This window comes from Streptomyces anulatus, assembly GCF_000721175.1.
GTDB lineage: Bacteria > Actinomycetota > Actinomycetes > Streptomycetales > Streptomycetaceae > Streptomyces > Streptomyces anulatus_C.
This window is the reverse complement of sequence record NZ_JOEZ01000065.1, coordinates 1-17,751: the sequence shown is the minus strand read 5'-3', so window position 1 is coordinate 17,751 and position 17,751 is coordinate 1. Positions and strand designations below refer to the sequence as shown.

General features: G+C 68.9%; 17 protein-coding genes and 2 pseudogenes. 12 read left to right on the top strand and 7 right to left on the bottom strand.

Features of this window, described 5'->3' with window-relative positions; all coding sequences use genetic code 11:
- Nucleotides 1-212: 212 nt before the first annotated feature.
- Nucleotides 213-1,229, bottom strand: coding sequence for a ParB/RepB/Spo0J family partition protein (locus IG90_RS0137845; RefSeq protein WP_030595496.1), 1,017 nt, complete (start codon nucleotides 1,227-1,229; stop codon nucleotides 213-215).
- Nucleotides 1,226-2,380, bottom strand: coding sequence for a ParA family protein (locus IG90_RS0137840; protein ID WP_030595494.1), 1,155 nt, complete (start codon nucleotides 2,378-2,380; stop codon nucleotides 1,226-1,228). The genes IG90_RS0137845 and IG90_RS0137840 overlap by 4 nt, the downstream gene beginning before the upstream one ends.
- Before the next feature lie 366 nt (nucleotides 2,381-2,746).
- Here IG90_RS0137840 and IG90_RS46520 point away from each other — a divergent pair, with 366 nt between their 5' ends.
- Nucleotides 2,747-2,932: a hypothetical protein gene (locus IG90_RS46520; RefSeq protein WP_233436223.1), complete on the top strand. Its 186-nt coding sequence runs from the start codon at nucleotides 2,747-2,749 to the stop codon at nucleotides 2,930-2,932.
- 384 nt (nucleotides 2,933-3,316) lie between these two features.
- Here IG90_RS46520 and IG90_RS0137830 read toward each other — a convergent pair whose 3' ends face one another.
- Together IG90_RS0137830 and IG90_RS43105 are read right to left on the bottom strand one after the other, a co-directional pair.
- Nucleotides 3,317-3,712, bottom strand: coding sequence for a hypothetical protein (locus IG90_RS0137830; protein WP_233436224.1), 396 nt, complete (start codon nucleotides 3,710-3,712; stop codon nucleotides 3,317-3,319).
- Between the two features lie 77 nt (nucleotides 3,713-3,789).
- A pseudogene (locus tag IG90_RS43105) lies at nucleotides 3,790-4,182 on the bottom strand (transposase); the annotation flags it as partial.
- A gap of 616 nt (nucleotides 4,183-4,798) precedes the next feature.
- Between IG90_RS43105 and IG90_RS0137820 the strand changes: the two are divergent.
- The 3 genes from IG90_RS0137820 to IG90_RS44590 all read left to right on the top strand — a co-directional run bounded on the left by IG90_RS0137820 (nucleotide 4,799) and on the right by IG90_RS44590 (nucleotide 7,493).
- Nucleotides 4,799-6,592 carry an acyl-CoA dehydrogenase family protein gene (locus tag IG90_RS0137820; RefSeq protein ID WP_030595489.1) on the top strand — a complete coding sequence of 598 codons (1,794 nt, stop codon included), beginning with the start codon at nucleotides 4,799-4,801 and terminating at the stop codon, nucleotides 6,590-6,592.
- A gap of 256 nt (nucleotides 6,593-6,848) precedes the next feature.
- Nucleotides 6,849-7,232, top strand: coding sequence for a DUF6193 family natural product biosynthesis protein (locus tag IG90_RS0137815; RefSeq protein ID WP_051860458.1), 384 nt, complete (start codon nucleotides 6,849-6,851; stop codon nucleotides 7,230-7,232).
- Nucleotides 7,233-7,325: 93 nt separating this feature from the next.
- Complete coding sequence (locus IG90_RS44590) at nucleotides 7,326-7,493, top strand: hypothetical protein (protein WP_157846410.1); 168 nt, start codon at nucleotides 7,326-7,328, stop codon at nucleotides 7,491-7,493.
- Nucleotides 7,494-7,716: 223 nt separating this feature from the next.
- On the opposite strand, the pseudogene IG90_RS47300 reads toward IG90_RS44590, so the two are convergent.
- A pseudogene (locus IG90_RS47300) lies at nucleotides 7,717-8,292 on the bottom strand (ATP dependent DNA ligase); the annotation flags it as partial.
- 304 nt (nucleotides 8,293-8,596) lie between these two features.
- Here IG90_RS47300 and IG90_RS0137795 point away from each other — a divergent pair.
- The 6 genes from IG90_RS0137795 to IG90_RS0137770 all read left to right on the top strand — a co-directional run bounded on the left by IG90_RS0137795 (nucleotide 8,597) and on the right by IG90_RS0137770 (nucleotide 14,344).
- The gene (locus IG90_RS0137795) at nucleotides 8,597-10,336 is read left to right on the top strand and encodes a tetratricopeptide repeat protein (RefSeq protein ID WP_051870777.1); all 1,740 of its coding nucleotides are present in this window, start codon (nucleotides 8,597-8,599) and stop codon (nucleotides 10,334-10,336) included.
- A 50-nt stretch (nucleotides 10,337-10,386) separates the two neighbouring features.
- The gene (locus IG90_RS44585; protein WP_157846408.1) at nucleotides 10,387-10,578 is read left to right on the top strand and encodes a hypothetical protein; all 192 of its coding nucleotides are present in this window, start codon (nucleotides 10,387-10,389) and stop codon (nucleotides 10,576-10,578) included.
- A 38-nt stretch (nucleotides 10,579-10,616) separates the two neighbouring features.
- Nucleotides 10,617-10,883: a hypothetical protein gene (locus IG90_RS0137785; RefSeq protein ID WP_051860454.1), complete on the top strand. Its 267-nt coding sequence runs from the start codon at nucleotides 10,617-10,619 to the stop codon at nucleotides 10,881-10,883.
- 118 nt (nucleotides 10,884-11,001) lie between these two features.
- Entirely contained in the window at nucleotides 11,002-11,733 is a 732-nt protein-coding gene (locus IG90_RS0137780; RefSeq protein WP_157846409.1) for an integrase, read from the top strand.
- Nucleotides 11,734-12,577: 844 nt separating this feature from the next.
- Complete coding sequence (locus IG90_RS0137775; RefSeq protein ID WP_030595475.1) at nucleotides 12,578-14,125, top strand: helix-turn-helix domain-containing protein; 1,548 nt, start codon at nucleotides 12,578-12,580, stop codon at nucleotides 14,123-14,125.
- A 9-nt stretch (nucleotides 14,126-14,134) separates the two neighbouring features.
- Complete coding sequence (locus IG90_RS0137770; protein WP_030595473.1) at nucleotides 14,135-14,344, top strand: DciA family protein; 210 nt, start codon at nucleotides 14,135-14,137, stop codon at nucleotides 14,342-14,344.
- A 61-nt stretch (nucleotides 14,345-14,405) separates the two neighbouring features.
- Here IG90_RS0137770 and IG90_RS0137765 read toward each other — a convergent pair whose 3' ends face one another.
- Nucleotides 14,406-14,996 carry a restriction endonuclease gene (locus IG90_RS0137765; protein WP_233436219.1) on the bottom strand — a complete coding sequence of 197 codons (591 nt, stop codon included), beginning with the start codon at nucleotides 14,994-14,996 and terminating at the stop codon, nucleotides 14,406-14,408.
- A gap of 636 nt (nucleotides 14,997-15,632) precedes the next feature.
- Between IG90_RS0137765 and IG90_RS44580 the strand changes: the two genes are divergently transcribed.
- Nucleotides 15,633-16,025 (top strand): hypothetical protein, encoded by a 393-nt coding sequence (locus IG90_RS44580; protein WP_030595463.1) that lies wholly within the window; start codon nucleotides 15,633-15,635, stop codon nucleotides 16,023-16,025.
- A 199-nt stretch (nucleotides 16,026-16,224) separates the two neighbouring features.
- Here IG90_RS44580 and IG90_RS0137750 read toward each other — a convergent pair whose 3' ends face one another.
- Nucleotides 16,225-16,992 carry an IS5/IS1182 family transposase gene (locus tag IG90_RS0137750; RefSeq protein ID WP_030595453.1) on the bottom strand — a complete coding sequence of 256 codons (768 nt, stop codon included), beginning with the start codon at nucleotides 16,990-16,992 and terminating at the stop codon, nucleotides 16,225-16,227.
- Between the two features lie 134 nt (nucleotides 16,993-17,126).
- On the opposite strand from IG90_RS0137750, the gene IG90_RS0137745 reads away from it, so the two are divergent.
- Nucleotides 17,127-17,630: a hypothetical protein gene (locus tag IG90_RS0137745; RefSeq protein ID WP_030595449.1), complete on the top strand. Its 504-nt coding sequence runs from the start codon at nucleotides 17,127-17,129 to the stop codon at nucleotides 17,628-17,630.
- Nucleotides 17,631-17,751: the final 121 nt, after the last annotated feature.

The following is a 17,751-nucleotide window of genomic DNA, read 5'->3' as shown; positions in this document are numbered from 1 at the left end:
TAGGAACCCGCGAAACCGATCGCGGCGATGAGCACCGCACCGGCGATGACGACCCCGATGAGTATGCGGTGCGTGCGTGTCAGCTGCATCGCGGCCACGTGGGAGCCTCCTTGTGGAGCAGGTTGTCGGGGTGTTCGGTGGTAGAGCGGTAGGGCGGCGGTGAGCGTCCCGGCCGTGCCTCGTCAGCAGGGGCGGGACGCTTCCGCGTGATCTCACTCCTGGGTGAGAAGTTTGGCGAGGGTGCGCCGGTCCTCGGCGGTCATGTGCTGGCGGGCCAGTCTGTTCAGCGCGTGCGGGCTGTGCCACGGGAGGCGCTCCGGGGGGGCCTCGTCCCTGGCGGGACTGATTACGGCGTTATCAGTCGACGGCTCCGTGTGTACGGCCGTGGCCGTTCGCGCCTCGGTGGGCTTGCTGATAACGGCGTAATCAGTGGGGGAGTCCTGCCGACTCTGCGCCTGGGGCTGCTCGGGGGCGATTACGGCGTTATCAGCGGGCGGCTGAGGAGAAGGCGCGCCCCGCTTTCCTTTCTTCGCGGCGGCCTGTTCAGCCCGCGCGTCTGCCACAGCGCGCTGCTCCTGCGGCGCGTGCTTGGCCAGCCCGCGCACGTGCTCGACCTTGCGCCGGCCGGCCTCCAGATCTGCCTGGAGCTCGGGAGTCAGTTCCAGCAGGGACAGGCGCTGTGAGATGTAGGGCTGGGTGACGCCGAGCCTCTTGGCTGCCTTGTGCTGGGAGCCGTAGAACGCCACCAAGGTCTTCAGCGCTGCGGCTTCTTCCAGATCGGAGAGGTTCTCCCGCTGGGCGTTCGCGACGAACGCGGACTCCAGGAGAGCCTCGTCCGTGGTGACTCGCGCGTCGTCGACGGTGACCTTTATCGTCGCGAGTCCCGCCGCCCGGGCGCCCGCGAGGCGACGGTGCCCGTCCACGACGACGTAGCTCGCTCCCGGTTCGATTTCCTCGGCGCGCTCGGGGCGGTCCCGCAGGTACGCCTCGATGGACGCGACAGTGATCGACTGGATCTGTCCGATCTCGCTGAGGCTGGCGGCCATGCCGGAGACATCGCCCAAGGTCTCCCGGGGGTTGTCGGGGTTGGCGCTGATCGCGGCGGGCGGCAGTTCACTGGGGTCGACGGTTCCGAAAGCCTGGTCGGTCAGCTGGCGCCGGACGCTGCGGGCCTTCCCGGCCCGGGCGAACGACGACGATGCACCCAACTGGTCTTCCTTGGAGCTCATGAAATCTGCCTCGCGATCTCTCGCATGCCGGTCGACTGGTCACAGTGGGGGGCGTGTTCCAGCAGCGGCATCCGCTTACGCACGGCTTCTCGCTGTTCTTTGAGATCGCCGATCACCGCGAGTACCTTCGGGTCCCCGAGGTTGCGCCACTCCCGGAGGGAGGACGTGGCGACGACGCCGCGCCTGCTGTCGTAGAGGTTCACCACGAGCCCGAGGTATTCGATCTCAAGGCTCAGGTCGTCGCGGAGGGACTCGATCTGGTCGGCCAGCATGGCGTAGGCCGTCGCCGACGAGTCCTCCGCCAGAACGGGGATGACCATGCCGGAGATCCCTTCGGCTTCTCCCTGTCGGCGCCGCCCGTAGTAGATCGCTGCGTCGGTGGCCATGCCCAGACTCGGCGGGCAGTCGATCACGACCGCGTCGAAGTCCTTCTCCAGCGGCTGCAGGGCCCGCTCCAGCGCGGCTTCCTTGTTCCGCATCCGCGCGACCGCGATCTTCGCGTCGAGAAGGAACCCGTCTGGGCAGGCCGGCAGCACATGAAGGCGCTTCTCGAAGCGAGGGGACTCGATCGTGACGACCAGGTCCTTCAGCTGACCCTTGCTTTCGCCGCACATGTGCAGCACCAAGCTGTCCGTTCCCGGGGGGAGCTGCTCCACACCGAGCTGGTCGCTGAGGTGCCCTTGCGGGTCGTAGTCCACCAGCAGCACTCGCATGCCATCCTCGGCCAGCGCCTGCGCCACACCTGCGGCGACAGCAGTTTTCCCTACACCGCCCTTCTGGTTTATGACGACCTTGCGCTGGACGATGCCTGTGACGGGACGGTGCCTGGGGGAGGGATTGGCCCGCAGCCAGGTCTGCACCGACTGTGCGAGGCCTTGAACGAACGGCATGCCGTCGCGTTCGTAGCAGGTGCTCTTGAGCTCTTCCCACTGACCCGGCGGGAGCCAGGTGGAGAAGGAACTGGAGCCTGAGGTGTCGACAGAAGGACAGCCGGCGGACGCTGGTTCGCGCCAGGTGGTGATGCCGGCGGATACAGCGTCCTGGATGTCGATGCCGAGTTCCGCGGCACGGACCTTGAGGTCCTGGCGCAGCCAGGACGGCAGCTTGGAGACGACCTTCTCTCTGTCTCCGGCAGTACTTGGAGTGACCATGAGGTCAGCTTACTAACCTAAGACCGAAATGGGACCAACCCCCTGCTCAACGTGCGTGGCGGTCCCGCATCCTGATGACCTGTTTCTGAAAGTGAGCCAGTCTCGGTCGATCTGAGCCAACTGGTCTTGCGTCCTGGTCCACCTGGCCCTCGGATAGCTCCGGAACGACCGTCGGCATCTGCGGGGTGCGCAGCCGGACTGGCCGATCAGGGAGATGAGCGAGCGCGAGTACTCCGCCTGCGTCGGCCGGCGTCCCGGCATGTTCGTCGGCACAGCCTCGTCGTTCCACCAGCTGACCGCCTTCCTCACCGGCTACGACCAGCACGCGATGCGCCACGGCGGACAGGGACTTACAGGCTGGCACGAGTGGCTTGTCGCCAGCAGTGGCCGCATCCAGGACAGATTCTGCATATCGCGCTCCCAGAGGGCTGGAACAACATCGCCGACCTGCCGCCCGAGGACGAGAAGCACGCGATCGAGATCCTGTTCCAGCTTCTCGACGAGTTCGCCGCCGAACGCGAGGCCAGCCCTGACGCTCAGAACTCAGATTGAGCGGGCCCCAACCGCGCGCCTCCGTCTCGCTCCATCTGAACCACCACTGGTCGCAGCACCGACATGGTTCACCTTGAGCGAGACGGGCAACCTGACAGCACAGCTCCCACAGGGCAGGCGGAGCCCCGCAAGCACGAGAGCTGCATCGTCAGCCAGAGCGCCGCCCTGCCTGCTCAGTGCGCTTTCAGCCGAGGTAGCGCCCCATCCGACCGACCCGACACTGATAACGGCGTAATCAGTCTTCCTTGCCGACCTGTTCATCTACGCCGACGGGCTCATCTCTTGCCGAGGACTGCTGACCCATCGAAGCGTTCGATATCGCGCTCAGTCTCACGGGACGACCGTGACTGATTCCCAATGATCGTGGTCAAGCGGCGGAGGTGCCTACTGGGCCCTGCCGATCGCCCGCCGGAACCTTGCCCATCGAGAGGCCGGCAAGGTGACGTCAGTGGCTTCATCCGGAGAGCCGGCCTCGTGCGCTGTGGCGAGCCGCTCTGCTGGGTCCTCGTGAGCGTCTCCGCGGAACGCGACGGCGTCCTCCCCGATCCCGACGACCTCCAGGAGGGTGTCCAGGGCCTTGTCGGCTTGCTCATGCGGCTCGGTCAGCCAGACATACGAGACGCCCACCGGATTGCCGTCGTGCTTGCTGATCGCGAAGCTGAATCCCTTCAGCCGGAACAGTACGACGTCGAGCTCGTCCAGCCCGTCCCACGACCGCTCCACGTGCAGACGTAGCCGCTGGGCCACGGGCTGCACCGGCAGCGCCAGCACTCCGATCATCTGGAAGAGCGGGGCGTGGTGTTCCCAGACGCTGTACTGGTAGGCGGGGTTCTTGCCGGTGTAGTAGGGCGGTTGTGCGGGATTCCGTGGCGGTCGAGGATCAGGTGGTGCTTCGAACCGGGGCGGGCGCGGTCGACGGGTGAGGGGGCGACGTGGTCCCCCCTTTGAGGGCCCGGACGTGCGACCCGTCCACGGAGCAGTCGTCCACGTCCAGCGGACCGGCGCGGCGCAGCTCGGTCAGCAGGGCTGCATGCAGGCGCGGCCACACGCCAGCCTCCGTCCAGCCAGTCCCGCAACCGACGCCAGGCCGTCACCCCGGAACAGCCCACGGTCTTCGCCGGGACGTCCCGCCAAGCGACACCGGTCCGCAGCACGAACAGGACTCCGGCAAGTGCTGTTCGGTCAGGAACACGCAACCGCCCGGGATGCCGGCGGCGCCGTTCGGAAGCGGGTGGCAGCAGCGGGGCCACCCGCTCTCACAGGTCGTCCGAAACAAGATCAGCACGCACCCGGACACCCTGCCGACCAAGATCGGCGAATGCAAGACCCGCGGCTCAACTCATTCTGAAACGATCACTAAGGGCTCCGATGTGGCCCGGCTGCGACGGGCCCTGGCCGCGGTGCCCCTGCCGCGATCAGCGGACGGCCGGCTGGTCCCGGCCGCCGACCTCACCTGCTGGCTGCGGCCCAGCGCCCACACCTCACCGCAGCGGATCCTGGCGAGACGGCGGCACGGACGAGCGGGACAACTTTCGCTTCGTGCGCTCCGACGGCCACCGTCAGCACCACGCTGGCGACGGCAAACGGACCCCATAACCCGGCTGACCTTGTGAAACCCATGGCGCTCCGTGGCGCCGCACCCTGACACGACGATGGGCCGCTTTGCACCCCGCTCCCGGGCGTGCGGAGCGGCCCTGCTGCGTTTCGGGCCGGATCGGCCCGCTCGTGCCCTGATCATGATCGTTCCGGGTGGCCCGAGCAGGTGGAAGCAAGTGACGGAGCGGGCACCTACCGTGTTTTCGCCCAGCTCAATCGTGTTGATCCTCACTCCGCCAGAGGTGATCGATCAGGCTAGTTTTCTCAAGTGTGACTGTCTCTCAGATTCCGGATTCCGCATCCGTCTCCGCCGCCCCTGTCTCCGCCGCGCTCGCCGACGTTCTGTTCGCCGGTCAGCTGGGCACGACTCACGACCGATGGAAGCGCCTGTTCAGCTCGGACCCGTTCCGTTTCGAGGAGGGGCTGACCCACCGAGAACGAATAGCGCTGAGCTACGAGCGGCTCCGGCTGGTCAACGAGGCCGTGGAGGCTCCGCAGGTCCTGGCGAGCGATCCGGTCGAGCTCACCGCCATCCACGAGTGGGCCGGTGCGGTGGACCCGGGCATGGCCACGATCGTCGCCATCCACTACAACTTGTTCCTCGGCAGCCTGGTGGACCACGAGGCGGCCGGCCGCGACCTGAGCGAGTACGTCCGCGCGGACCGCATCGGGACCTTCCTCTGTACCGAGGTTGCCCATGGCAACGATGCCGCGCATATGGAGACCACGGCGACATACGACCGGGCGGCGCGCGAATTCGTCCTCAACACCCCGCACGCGGGGGCGCAGAAGTTCATGCCGAACACCGGCCCGGCCGGAGGGGCGAAGGGGGCCGTCGTCGCTGCCCGCCTGATCGTCGACGGCACCGACCACGGCGTCTTCCTGTTCCTGGTGCCGCTCAGCGACAGCGACGGCAACCCGTTGCCGGGTGTGGAGGTGCGGCCGCTGCCCCAGACGGCCAGCAGCCCCGTCGACCACTGCGCCACGACGTTCCACCGTGTCCGCCTCCCCTTCAGCGCTCTCCTCCAGGGCGACCACGGCCACCTCACCCCGGGCGGTGAGTTCACCAGCGAGCTCGGAAGTCCCCGCCGGCGGTTCCTCCAGTCCATCGGACGGGTCACGATGGGCAAACTCTGCATGACCGCCCACAGCCTCGGCGTCATGCGGCACGCTCTCGACGTCGCCATGCGCTACGCCCACACCCGGGTCACCTCGGGCATGACGAATGGCCAGCGCGTGCCGCTGATCGCCCACCGCGGCCACCACACGCCCCTGCTCGACGCCGTGGCGACGACCTACGCCGCCACGCTGCTCCAGCGGTCGGTCGTGCGGCAGTGGGACCGGGCCACCGGCGAGGAGCGGGAGACGTACGAGCGGCTGACGGCGATCAGCAAGGCATGGATCACCTGGAAGTCCCGGGCGGTCATGACGGAGTGCCGCGAGCGGTGCGGCGCCCAGGGCCTGATCCAGGCGAACGGCATCGCGCTCCAGCTCGCCTCCATCGAGGGCACGATCACGGCCGAGGGCGACAACGCGGTGATCATGCAGAAGGCCGGGGGTGAGATGCTGCTCGGCGGTATCGACCTCAAGCCGGAGAGCGAGCTCTCGCCCGAGGACCGGGAGCTGACCGACCCCCAGTTCCTCCAGGACCTCCTGGCCGACATCGAGCGCATCTCCCACACCCGTGCGAAAGCCCGGCTCCGCCAGCGCGCCGCGTCCCCGCTGGCCCGCTGGAACGCGACGGTGACGCCCGCCGTGGCGCTGGCCGACGCCCACGTCCACCGGCTCGCCGCTGAGTCCCTGCTGACCGCCGCTGATCAAGTTCCCTCCGGACTCCCGGCGGACCTGCTGCGCAGGCTGCATGCCCTGTTCGCCCTGCGCCGGGTCGCCGCGCACAGCGGAGACCTGCTGGCACGAGGGCGGTTGACGGCCGATCAGGTCGAGGACCTACCCGATACGGTCGACGCGGTCCTCGGCTTCCTGGAACCGCACGCGCTGACCCTCACCCGCGCCTTCGGTGTGTCCGAGACGCTGCTTGAGACGCACCCGATGCTCAGCGCCTGACCAACACCACCGGGGAGACAGGCTCCCGGCCGCCGGACGGGGGCGGCGGCCCGAGCAATCCGAGGTGTACGCGCCTGACGGATATTCGCGGGCTGTTCAGGCATGCACGGCAAGCAGGTGCGTGCGTAATTATCGGTTCCGAGTCGGCGGACCAGCGAACTGGCCGGAGCGCTGGGAGGAGAGCTTTGGCCGGGACGAGTCCGACGATCGGTAGGAGGAGATCAACCCATACGACCTGCGGGAGAGGTAGAGCACTGTGCATGACCACACGGCCGGCCGCTTCGAGCTGCCCGGCCCCGACCCGGAGCGCCGGTCGGAAAGCGAGTGGCAGCACCTTCGCCTGGAGGCGAGCGAACTGCCCTACCCCTGGGCACCCGCCTACCGGAACTTGATTGAGGCCGCGTACGCCGAGTCGGTCTTGCGCAGCCTGCATCCGTTCACCAGCCATTGGGCGCTGCGCTTCTCGACCACCACGCGCCCGGACCTGAACCCGACGGGACCGTGCCTGACGGCGAACAGCGACGGCACGTTTGGGGTGAGCAGAGGGTTCCTGACTTCGGATCCCGGCCTGTTCACTACTCCTGGCGAGGCTGTGGCACGGGCCGTACACGAGCTGTCGCTTGGCCCGCTGACCGACTGATCACGGGCACGGCCGCACCCTGAGCACTTCACATGGCGAACGGTGAACTGTTCCGGGTTCGGTGGAGACTCGATTCCGTGAAGGGATTGAGTCATGGCACGTCCCTCCTCCTATCCCGTTGAGCTGCGCAAACGAGCGGTCCGTATGGTCGCCGAGGTCCGTGGTGACTATCCGAACGAGTCGGCCGCGCTGCGGGCGGTCGCCCAGGAACTGGGCATCGGCATCGGCCGAGACCCTGCGGAACTGGGTGAAGCGCGATGAGGTCGACTCCGGGGAGCGCCCGGGGACGACTACGGAGGAGTCCGCGCAGAAGGCGATGAAGTAAGAGATCGCCGAGCTGAAGCGGCCGAGAGCGTTGCCTTGACCGGTTGAATCTAAGGCGTCTTTCTTCGCGGCCGAGCTCGACCGGCCACACACACGCTCGTAGCGTTCATCGACGAGCACCGGGCCCGCTTCGGCGGTGTCGAGCCGATCTGCCGCGTGCTCACCGACCACGACTGCAAGATCGCCCCCTCCACCTATTACGCCTACCGCAAGCGACTCCAGGCCCCGTCCGCCCGCACTGTCCGCGAGGCCGAGCAGTCAGGTCGGGTGCGAGGTCGGGGCGTAGCGGTGCCAGGAGGGGTGGCGCAGGCATCCGGCGCGGGTGCGGGTTGAGTACCGGACCTCGCCGACGAGTCGGGGGAGCACCCACCGCGCTCTGGTCACCGGCGGGATCTGTGCGAAGGGGCAGGTGGCGATTGCCGCCACCGGGAGGAGCTCGGCGAGGTGGGTGCGCTCGGCCTGGCTCCAGCCGGTGCCGACGCTGCCCGCGTAGTTGCAGTAGTCCATCTCGCCGATCAGGAGGCACCAGGCGGGCCTGCCGGCCGGCCGTGCCCGGAAACCCCCTCCGACCAGGGCATCGGCGAGACTATTCTGATCTAGGACTTCGACCGCGCCCTTGGCTCGTAGACGGGACGTGACTCGCTTGGCCAGCAGTCCCTCCAGCCCGGCGCTCCGGGGCCGCCTCCCAGGCCCGGGCGCCGTGCCCGACGATCGCCGCAGGCGTCAACCAGCTCGGCTACGCCTTCAACCGGGTCATCGACGATCTGCGCAACAGCGCGATACCGAAATCCGCAGCCATCGCCGCCCTCGCCATGCCGTTCCACCCCGGCTTGCGCAGCTGCGTCGTCATGGCCCTCAAGAACGCGGGCGAGCTGCTGCGCCGGACAGAGGCCGACGAACTGAACAACCCCCGGTGAGTGCGCCGGCCGCAGGGCAAGCAGGGCCGGGAAGTCTCTGCCCTCGCCCGCGGCACCGGCCTGAATCGTGGAGTATGTGGTCTGGGCCCGGAAGTAGCGCGCTGAGCTGGGGGAGGGTGCGGGGTGGGCGTCGGCAGGGAAGCGGCGGAGACACGTAACGTCATCTCCGGTGGCCAGCAGCAGAACGTGATTATGGCCCGGGCCATCTCCGGTCCCATCACCTTCACCACTGCAGGCCGGCAGATTCCCGCGTATCTGCAGGATCCCCTCCGCTGGCCGTCGGCCGGCAACTGGGATGCGCTCGCGGCGGGTGCTCACCGGGCGCGCCCCGACGACTCCGGCGACGCCGTGCCCCCTTACGTTCCGCGGGACCAGGACTCACTGATTCGCACCAGGCTCACGCGGGCCGCGTCCGAGGGTGGGTTGGTCCTGGTGGTGGGGGACTCCACTGCGGGCAAGACGCGGGCCTGCTTCGAAGCGCTCCGTGCACAACTGCCGGAGTACCGGGTGGTGGCTCCCGCGGGAGGCCTGGACCTGATGACCGCGGTAGAGGTGATCGACCGCACTGGCACCCGGTGCGTGGTGTGGTTGGACGATCTGGACACCTATCTCGGTCCCGACGGACTGGAGCCCGGACTGCTCGCCGAACTCGTCCGCCTGCGCATCCCGGTACTTGCCACCATGCGACACCAGCAGTTTGAGATCTTCGCCGCCCCCGAGAGAACCTACGGGGCGGGAACGGAGCAAGCCAGGGAAGCGACCGCAGGAGCACGGTTGCTTCGGCAGCTGGACCCCGTGGAACTCGACCGGGTCTGGAGCCCCTGTGAACTCGAACGGGCCGGTGAGGCGGAGGACGACCGGATCGCTGACGCCCTAGCCCATCACGGGCCCTACGGGATCGCCGAGTACCTCGCCGCCGGGCCCGCCCTGTTCCAGGAGTGGCACCGCGCCGCCCGCCCCGGCGGGCGGCCCCGTGCGGCCGCCCTCATCGCGGCAGCCGTCGACCTGGCCCGCACCGGACTGCGCCCCCCCTACCCCCTCAACCTGCTCACCGACACCCACGAGCCGTACCTCGCCGCCGCGGGAGGCCCCCTCCTACGCCCCGAATCACTGGACACGGCCCTGGAATGGGCGACCCGGCGCCGTCACGGCGCCACGAGCCTGCTCGTGCCTACCCAGGATCCGAACGCCTGGGACGTCTTCGACTACCTCACCGACCACACCCACACCCCCGTCCCCGACACGACCTGGCACGCCGCCTTCCAGCACACCACAGACAGTGAGGACCTGACGCGCCTTGGGCTCCATGCCCACGATGTGGCGCCGGGCATCGCCGAGCTCTTCTACCGCCGGGCCGCTGAAGCTGGTGACACCGACGGCATGTTCAACCTCGGCATTCTGTTGGCTGATGCTGGCCGTCGGGAGGAGGCCGAGGCTGTCTACCGCCGAGCCGCCGAGGCCGCACACCCCGACGCGATGGTCAACTTGGGTGCTCTGTTGGCTGCTACGGGCCGCCGGGGAGAGGCCGAGTCCGTCTACCGCCAGGCCGCCGAGGCCGGTCACCCCGTAGCCCTGTTCAACCTCGGCGTCCTGTTGGCTGACGCGGGCCGTACGGACGAGGCCGAGGCCGCTTACCTCCAAGCTGCCGAGGCCAAACACCCCAGGGCCATGTTCAACCTCGGCAACCTGCTGGCCAAGGCGGGCCGCCGGAAGGAGGCCGAGGCCGTCTACCGCCAAGCCGCCGACGCCAAACACCCAAAGGCCATGAACAACCTCGGGGTCCTTCTGACTGAGATGGGCCGTTTCGACGAGGCCGAAGCAGTCTTCCGCCAAGCCTCGATGCCGGAGGCACCGGAGCGTTGAGCACCCTCCTGCCGCAGATGCCAGGCCGCAGTGCTCCGACGCCAGCCCGGGTGGGCGTCTTCGACGGCGTCCGAGGAGGAGGGCCATGTGCTCGGCTCCTGCGCGGAGGCGAGCTGCGCCTCCAGGTGCGGGAGGGTGGGCAGATCTCGCCCGGCGAAGTCCACGCCGACCAGCGCCAGCAGTTCGATGACGATGAGGGGCAGCGGCTGCTGCGGATCGTCCGCCAGGATCCGGGTCGGTAGTGACCTGGCGCCAAGCACAGAAGGTGCTCTTATCACCCATGGATCGCGGCGAGAACAGCGATGTCGCGTACTTCGGTCGGCTTCCTCGCCCCGACGGCAAGGGCACTTTCCTTTACGTCGCCGGCATCCACGCCCGTGGCTCCGGTGGCGTCCTCCACTGGCTCAATCACGAGTTGGCCACCGTGCACCGCGAGCTCAAGGTGCGACGATTCTCGACCCCCATCTCCAGCCGCTTCGACCCGGAAACACTGGAGATCACCAAGAGTGGGCGGATTACTCCCTTCTACCGTCCGGAAGGGTCCTGACGTGCAGGTATCCATGGCCTCGGTTCAAGGTGTAGGCGTCGCCAACGAGGACACAGTCCACGCCAGCCCCACCGGAGTCGTCGTGCTGGACGGCCTTTCCGCACCCAAGGATCTGCCCATGGGATGCATCCATAGCACCCCATGGTTCGTACGACAGCTCGGCACCAGTCTGCTCAACCTGATCGGCGACAACGGCGTGACGCTGCGCGAGGCGCTGCGAGCCGCCATCTCCGAGGTGAACGACCTCCATCGTGGTACCTGCGCTCTGGACAAGGACGCCGTCCCGGCGTCGACCGTTGTGTTGATCCGCGAACGAGAAGACGTTCTCGACTACCTCGTGCTCTCCGACAACGTGCTGGTGCTCGACCTCGGCGACGAGGGCGTCCGGACCGTCACCGACAAGCGGGTTGAAGAAGTCGCTGGCGAGGAGATGCGCGCCGCGCTCCGAGGACCGACGGGAACTCCCGAGCACGCTGCCCGGGTCTCCGCGCTCGTCACCGTCCAACGGCGTCTCCGGAACCGACCTGGCGGCTACTGGGTCGCGGCCACCAACCCAGCCGCAGCCGACGAGGCGATCACGGGAACCGTCGACTTGGCCCGAGTCCGGCAGGCCGCCCTGCTCACGGACGGCGCGAGTCAACTCGTTGACAACTTTGACGCCCTCAGCTGGGAGCAACTCCTCGACCTGCTCTGCACCGAGGGCCCGTCGGCCTTGATCACCCGCACGCGGGAAGCCGAGCTCGCCGACCCCGTGGGTGAGCGATGGCCGCGGTTCAAGCGATCCGACGACGCGACCGCGGCGCACGTGCGCTTCGGGCCAGGCGGACACATGGGTGGAGGACCGGGGTGACGGCCCGCTTCCCGCCCAGCGTTGTCGTGATCCTGCATCAGAACTCAGGGTGCGCGGGGGATTCGACACGTGGTGCCCAAGCGCCGGGCGCACCGACCCGGAGCGGTAGGGTGGCGGTTGGCGTAGATCAAAATGGGAGTGGCCCCGTCGACCGGCTTGGCAACCGGGAGGGGCCACTCAGGCCAAAGAACCTTGTGGTAGAGGTTCTTGGGCCAGCCGCTCACTCCTACGAGACAGGAGGTGGCGACGTGTTCAGGGTACCCGTCCCCGCACGCGCACACACCGCACCCCGCCGTGGGGTCACCGACCTTGCCGGTCGCTGGTCCTTCGACGGGGTGTTCGTGCTGTCTGAGTCTGGAAACGCCCCGTACCGCGCCTCTGACGAGGGGGACGGGATGACGTAGGTCCTTCTGGGGCGGCACCCATACGGGTCTGCCGCCCCGGGACTCTCCGCCACGAGGTGATTGCAGTCGCCTCGTTCGGAACGCCCATCTGACACCGGAGAGCCTTGCAGGGCTCCCCGAAGGGATTGCCCGTCCGGTTGGCGCCGGCCGAGCGGTTCAACATCAGGTTTCTCACCAGAAACCGAAGCCCACAACAGGGGTTTCGTCGTGCCACGAGGCGGGCCCCGCGTCACGGGAGTCATTGTGCACGACGTTTTGCGCGGCTGCCAGCATCGGCATGCCCGCACACCTCTCCTCCGGCCTGTTCTCGCGCCTTGCAGCGGCTCCGGAGTGACCAAGGTCACCACCGGGTTCGTGCTCTGCGGGCGCGGCAGCGTCATCCTTCCGAGTGCTTTCCCGTCCGTCTCTCGCGCGTTGGCGGCTGCCGGCGCGGTGGACCAGTGAGCGCTGTGGCGGCACCGACCGCCGCACTGCTTCCTGCCCCGCGTCCGTCAGCCGACGGCCACGCGGTCTCCGTGCTGCCGATGTTGTTCGTGCCGGAGGCGCGCCAGTGGCTGTCGACGACGGCGGGCCGGGTCGCGCTGGAGGGCTACTCCTGGATGCAGGCGGTCCACTGGGTCGCCGGGTCCGGGCTCTACAAGCCGCGGCGGCACCGGTCACACGGGCCGCGTGCCCTTGGGTCGACGACCGTGCGCGTCGCTCAGGAGCTCGCACAGCTTTCCCCCTGCCGTCCGGGGATCGAGTACCTGGTGCGGCGCACCGGGCTGTCGGAGCGGACGGTGGAGTATCAACTGGGGATGCTGCGGGAGGCCGGACTCCTCGCGTACGTCGTGCGGGGCACCCGGATCCGCGGTGCAGCGGCGCAGGCCTCGGAGTTCGCGCTGACGGTGCCGCCGGAGTTCGACGCGGCGCTCGGAATCCGTACGGTCCTGCGGGACGACACGGCTCCGGAGTACACGCGGGCGGTGTGCGGGATCGCGGAGACCAGCCGGGAGCTGATGGCGAAGCTGGCGAGGAAGGCGGCCCGGAAGGTACGCAAGCCTCGCTCGAAAGCAGCGTCGAAGTCGGGCTCGAAGACCTCGGGCAAGGGTGTCCGGAGGGGCGCTGACCAGGGTCCTGTGACGGCTGTTTCCGGTGAGGTCCGTTGCACCCCAATGCAGGTTGGTACCTCAGCTGTCTTCTCTGCGGGTCGTACTTACTCCCCCCCTGAGGACAAACTCGCCAGCGGGGAAGCGAAGTCCCCCACCCCGAAGAAGTCCACGAAGCAGGCCGGTGGCCGCAGGAAGCCGAACAAGGTCGGGCGGCGCTACCAGCTGGCGAAGGAACTCGTCCTGGAGCTGGACTGGCTGCGCGGCTGCGCGGTGCCCCGCATCGCCTGGGTAGCCCGGAACGTGGCCGATGCCGGATGGACCCTGGCCGACGTCCGGGCCTGGCTCCACATGCGCGGCGAAGTGACCAGGGTCCGCCGGGGATCGGGCCTGCTCGCCGTGCTGCTGGCCGGTGCCGAGACCGTCCTCGACACCCCGGTGAAGCGCGCCGATGCGATCGAGCAGTTGCGCGGCTCCCAGGAAGCCGCGCGCCGTCATCGCATCGAACAGGTCCGTGCCCGCTCCGAGCGGTACGACGGGGACTGGACCGGGCCGACCAGCTACCGCGTCCAGCAGGAAGTCGCGGCGGCGTTCGCGAAGGTCAGGGAGGTGGCGACCGGCGGCCGCGCAGCCCTGACCGACCACCAGGACTTGGTTCCGGACACGGAGAGCATGCCCATCCGGTCCGGGGTGCAGGGCCTTCAGGACGAGGAGATCGTCCAGGCCCGCAACGATGCCCGTCAGCGGCTGATGATGGGCGACACCTCGCCGATCACCGTGGCCGTCGAAACCCTGGGCCGCGAGGAAGCCGAACAGCTCTACGGTCCCGCCCTGGTCCGCCGCGGCATGCAACTCGCCTGCGGGGCCCGCAGCTCGCTGATGACGTATGGACGCCGGTAGGAGGCCGACATGACCGATGTGGACACCCCCACCAGCCAGCCCGAGGACACCGCTCCGGAACTGTCCGGCGCCGACCTCGCCCGCATCGCCCTGAACCAGGCCCGCGAGGCCGCCAAGCAGCGCGGAGCCAGCGAGAGCCGCGCCCTGCGCCGCCACCGGACCCGCGCCGTCCGGCCCAGCGGACGGGGGGCCGGTCGGCCCCGCCTGAGCCAGTGCTGATCACGATCTCGCGGTTCGCCCGGAAGGGCAGCCACTGTTCGACCGGTCCCTCCATGGCGGTCTAGCGGTTTCTGCGGGGTGCGGGGATTTTCGGGAGGAGTTCCCACAGAGGCCGCCCGCCGCCGGCCCAGGTGGCGAGGGTGCGCCGGTCGGCGAGGTGCATGTGCAGCTGCGCCGCGAGGGGTGCGCAGCGGGTGGAGAACCGGCCGTTGGTGACGACCAGGACGACGTCGGCGCCGTACAGCTGGCGGGCGGTGCCGTTGACGCGCTGGAGGTCGGGGGTACCGACGGCGGAGCCGCGGTCGCCGTCCTTGCGGTGCTTGCACTGGATGACCCAAGTGCGGCCGAGGGGGTCGGTGGCCAGGACGTCGGCGCCGTTGTCGCCGGCCCCGCCGATCTGGCGGGCGTCGCTGCACCCGTCGCGGAGCATCAGGTCACGGATCGCGTATTCGAAGTCCCGGTGGTGCAGGGCGTCCAGCTGCGGCAGCCCGTAGCGCAGGGCCTGCTGGCGTACGCGGTCCCAGGCCCGCTGCTGCTGAAGGCGGTGGACCCACACCGCCCCGCCGACGGCCGCGGCCGCGCCGAGCACGATGAGGATCCACCAGTTCGCCACCAGCCAGGAGAGCACCGCCCACACCACCGCGGCGGCCATGACCCCGCCGCCTGCGAGGACCAGGAGCTGCTCCTCCTGCCGCTTCCTTCTGCTGGGGCGCCGCTTGCGTGGCCGCCGCGCGGGCGGCCGCCGCCCGGGAGATCGCCGGGCGCTCACCGCCCGGCCTCGGGCGAGGGGAAGCGGATCGGGTAGGACACCGTCGGCTTCGGCAGCGGCCGCGGTTTCTCCCACCCGGGGAACTTGACCGGATACACCCCCCGCGTCGGACGGGGATACGGCTTCCCGTCAGGCCCCGTCGACGGGCTCCCGTTCCCACCGGCCACGATGACGAACCCGACCAGCACGATCACCGCCATATTCTGGCGCGCCCCCGGTGCCCACCGGGAATAGCCTCTGACCTGCGTTCCGTCCGCCCGCTTGTACGGCCTGACCCACGGCACCCGCGCCCCCACTCGACGTGATCCACAACGACCGTCCATCGTCCCACCGGACCTTGACGGCGCATCAGGAATTGGGGAGGGGAGACCGGAAACGAGCGGACGAATCAAGCCGTCATCGAACGCCAACTCGATTTGTTTGCACCGGAGTTGGAGGTTCGTTGTCAGTGGTGCCGCCTAGCGTGAACGGTCGCCGGGAGCCCCCGGCCCCGGCCCTCTCCCGCGAGGAACCCTCACCATGACCCACGTCCGCGCACACCGCCGTGCCGACGGCACCTACGTCAAGGCCCACAACCGCCGCACCCGCCCCCGAACCACCACCACGACCACCGCACCCCGCCGCACGGCCACCGCCCACCCCGGCACGCTCCGCAGCGTCCCGCCCCCTGCCGGGCCCACCACCCGCGTACGCAGCTACCAGCGCGCGGACGGAACCCGCGTCCGCAGCCACCACCGCACCCTCACCCCCAAGGCAACCGCGGCCGGCACCGGGATCGGCGGCCTGCTGCTAATCTTCCTCGTCCTTGCCGCTCTCGCGCCCGGAGGAAGCCCGAGCGGCCCCGGGAATGGCACGGGACCATCGGCACCGGCCACCCTGGCCCCCGCCACCGGACCGGGGCTCGGCAGGTAACCGGCGTGTCTCACGCAGCGAAGGAGCTGCGAGCCAGGGTCTACGCCCCCCTGGCTCCCGCCTCAGTCGCGGCTGCTCTCGCGGCGGACCCTGCGGCGGTACTGTCCGGGAGAAGTCGGCTCCGACGATCAATTAAGGGCTGTCCCGCAAATGATCTCCGGGTCGCCTCGGGCATGGCCGGCCGTCGTGCGCCGCTCGTCTATCCGGCGAGTGCGAGGTTGTGCATCCGGGCGATGCCGAGCATGGCGTGGTGGACGCCGTCGCCTTTGAGGCGGCAGTCGCGGAGGATCTTCCAGGTCTTCATCCGGGCGAAGACGTGCTCAACGCGGGCACGGACCTGCTTGTGGGACTTGTTGTGCGCCTCCTTCCACTCGGGCAGCTCTTCGCCCTTTCGCCGACGGTGAGGCATGACAAGTCCGGTGCCCGGGTAGCCGCCGTCGGCGATCGTCATGGTCCTGCCGACGGCGGCCTTGGCGCCAGATTCCTCCCACGCCTTGCAGTCGTTGCGGTTCCCGGCGAGCGGCCGACCGACCACGACCACCAGGCGGGTGTCGGCGTCGATCACGACCTGGTGATTCGTCGAGTACCGATAGTTCTTGGACTGCTCCGCCACCGTGTGGTCCCGGGTGGGCACCAGGGTGCCGTCCACGATGAGCACAGTGTTCCTGTGGAACCGCTTGCGCGGCCGGAGCGCGAGCAGGGGGCCGATGTGTCTGATGACGCGGTCGGCCGCGGACTTCGATACCCCGAAGAGCGGGGCAAGCTGGCGCAGAGTCAAGTTGGTGCGCCAGTACGTCGTGACCAGCAGCACCCGGTCCTCCAGCGGCAGCCCCCACGGCCGGCCCCGCCGCACCTCGTCGGCTCCCTCGCGGCGCAGCGCGGTCACCAGCTTGCCGAAGCAGCGCGGGCTCAGCCCGGTGAACGGGGCTATCCAGGACGAGGCCGACGCCGTGATCACTCCAGTCACAGCAAGATCATGGCGCCAGCCGGTGGCCTGTTGTACCACCCGGTCACAGGTCGCCTGGCCAGGGCCTCACCCATAGCTGCACCATGTTCAAGGCACCGCCGGGGCCGGCACCGGGATCTGATGAGGAGCAGGGCGTGGGAAGTCTGTTGAGGAGCCTCTCCGGGGTCCGCTGGGGAGAACTGCGCGACGCGACGGGCGCCGCAGCCAGCGGTATCCCCCCTCTGCTGTCCCGGATCGCATACGGGGACGAGGACACGGCCCGCATCGCCATCGATGACCTGGGCGATGCCATCTGCGCGCTGGGGTTCGTTGTCGGTGAGGCGACAGCTCCCACGGTCCCGTTCCTTCTCGAACTGGCCGGGTCCCCGCATGTGGCTTGCAAGGCCGAGTTGCTAGACCTGCTGGGAAGCATCTACCGGACCGACCAGTGGCACTCCGCCGCTGCGGCGACCCAGGACCGCAAGCACGATGCGAGCTACCGGCAGCAAACCGGCTGGGAGACGGCCTCAAGGACAGCCGTGTGCGCAGGCCGGTCAGTCATCGAGGGCGTCGCCTCCTCCGTACGGCCAGAGGAAGCGACACCTGCTCGGAAGTTGTTGCAGGTGATGGACGACACCCTGCCGTTCCCGGAGCTGTGAGGGGTCTTTGCGGGACAGCCCTTAGCTTGACTCTGTCGGGGATCTTGAAGGTGCCGGTCAGGCTCCCAGGGTTCGCCAGGACTTCGGCCGAGGTATCTGGCGCTGGTCGAGGTACTGCTGG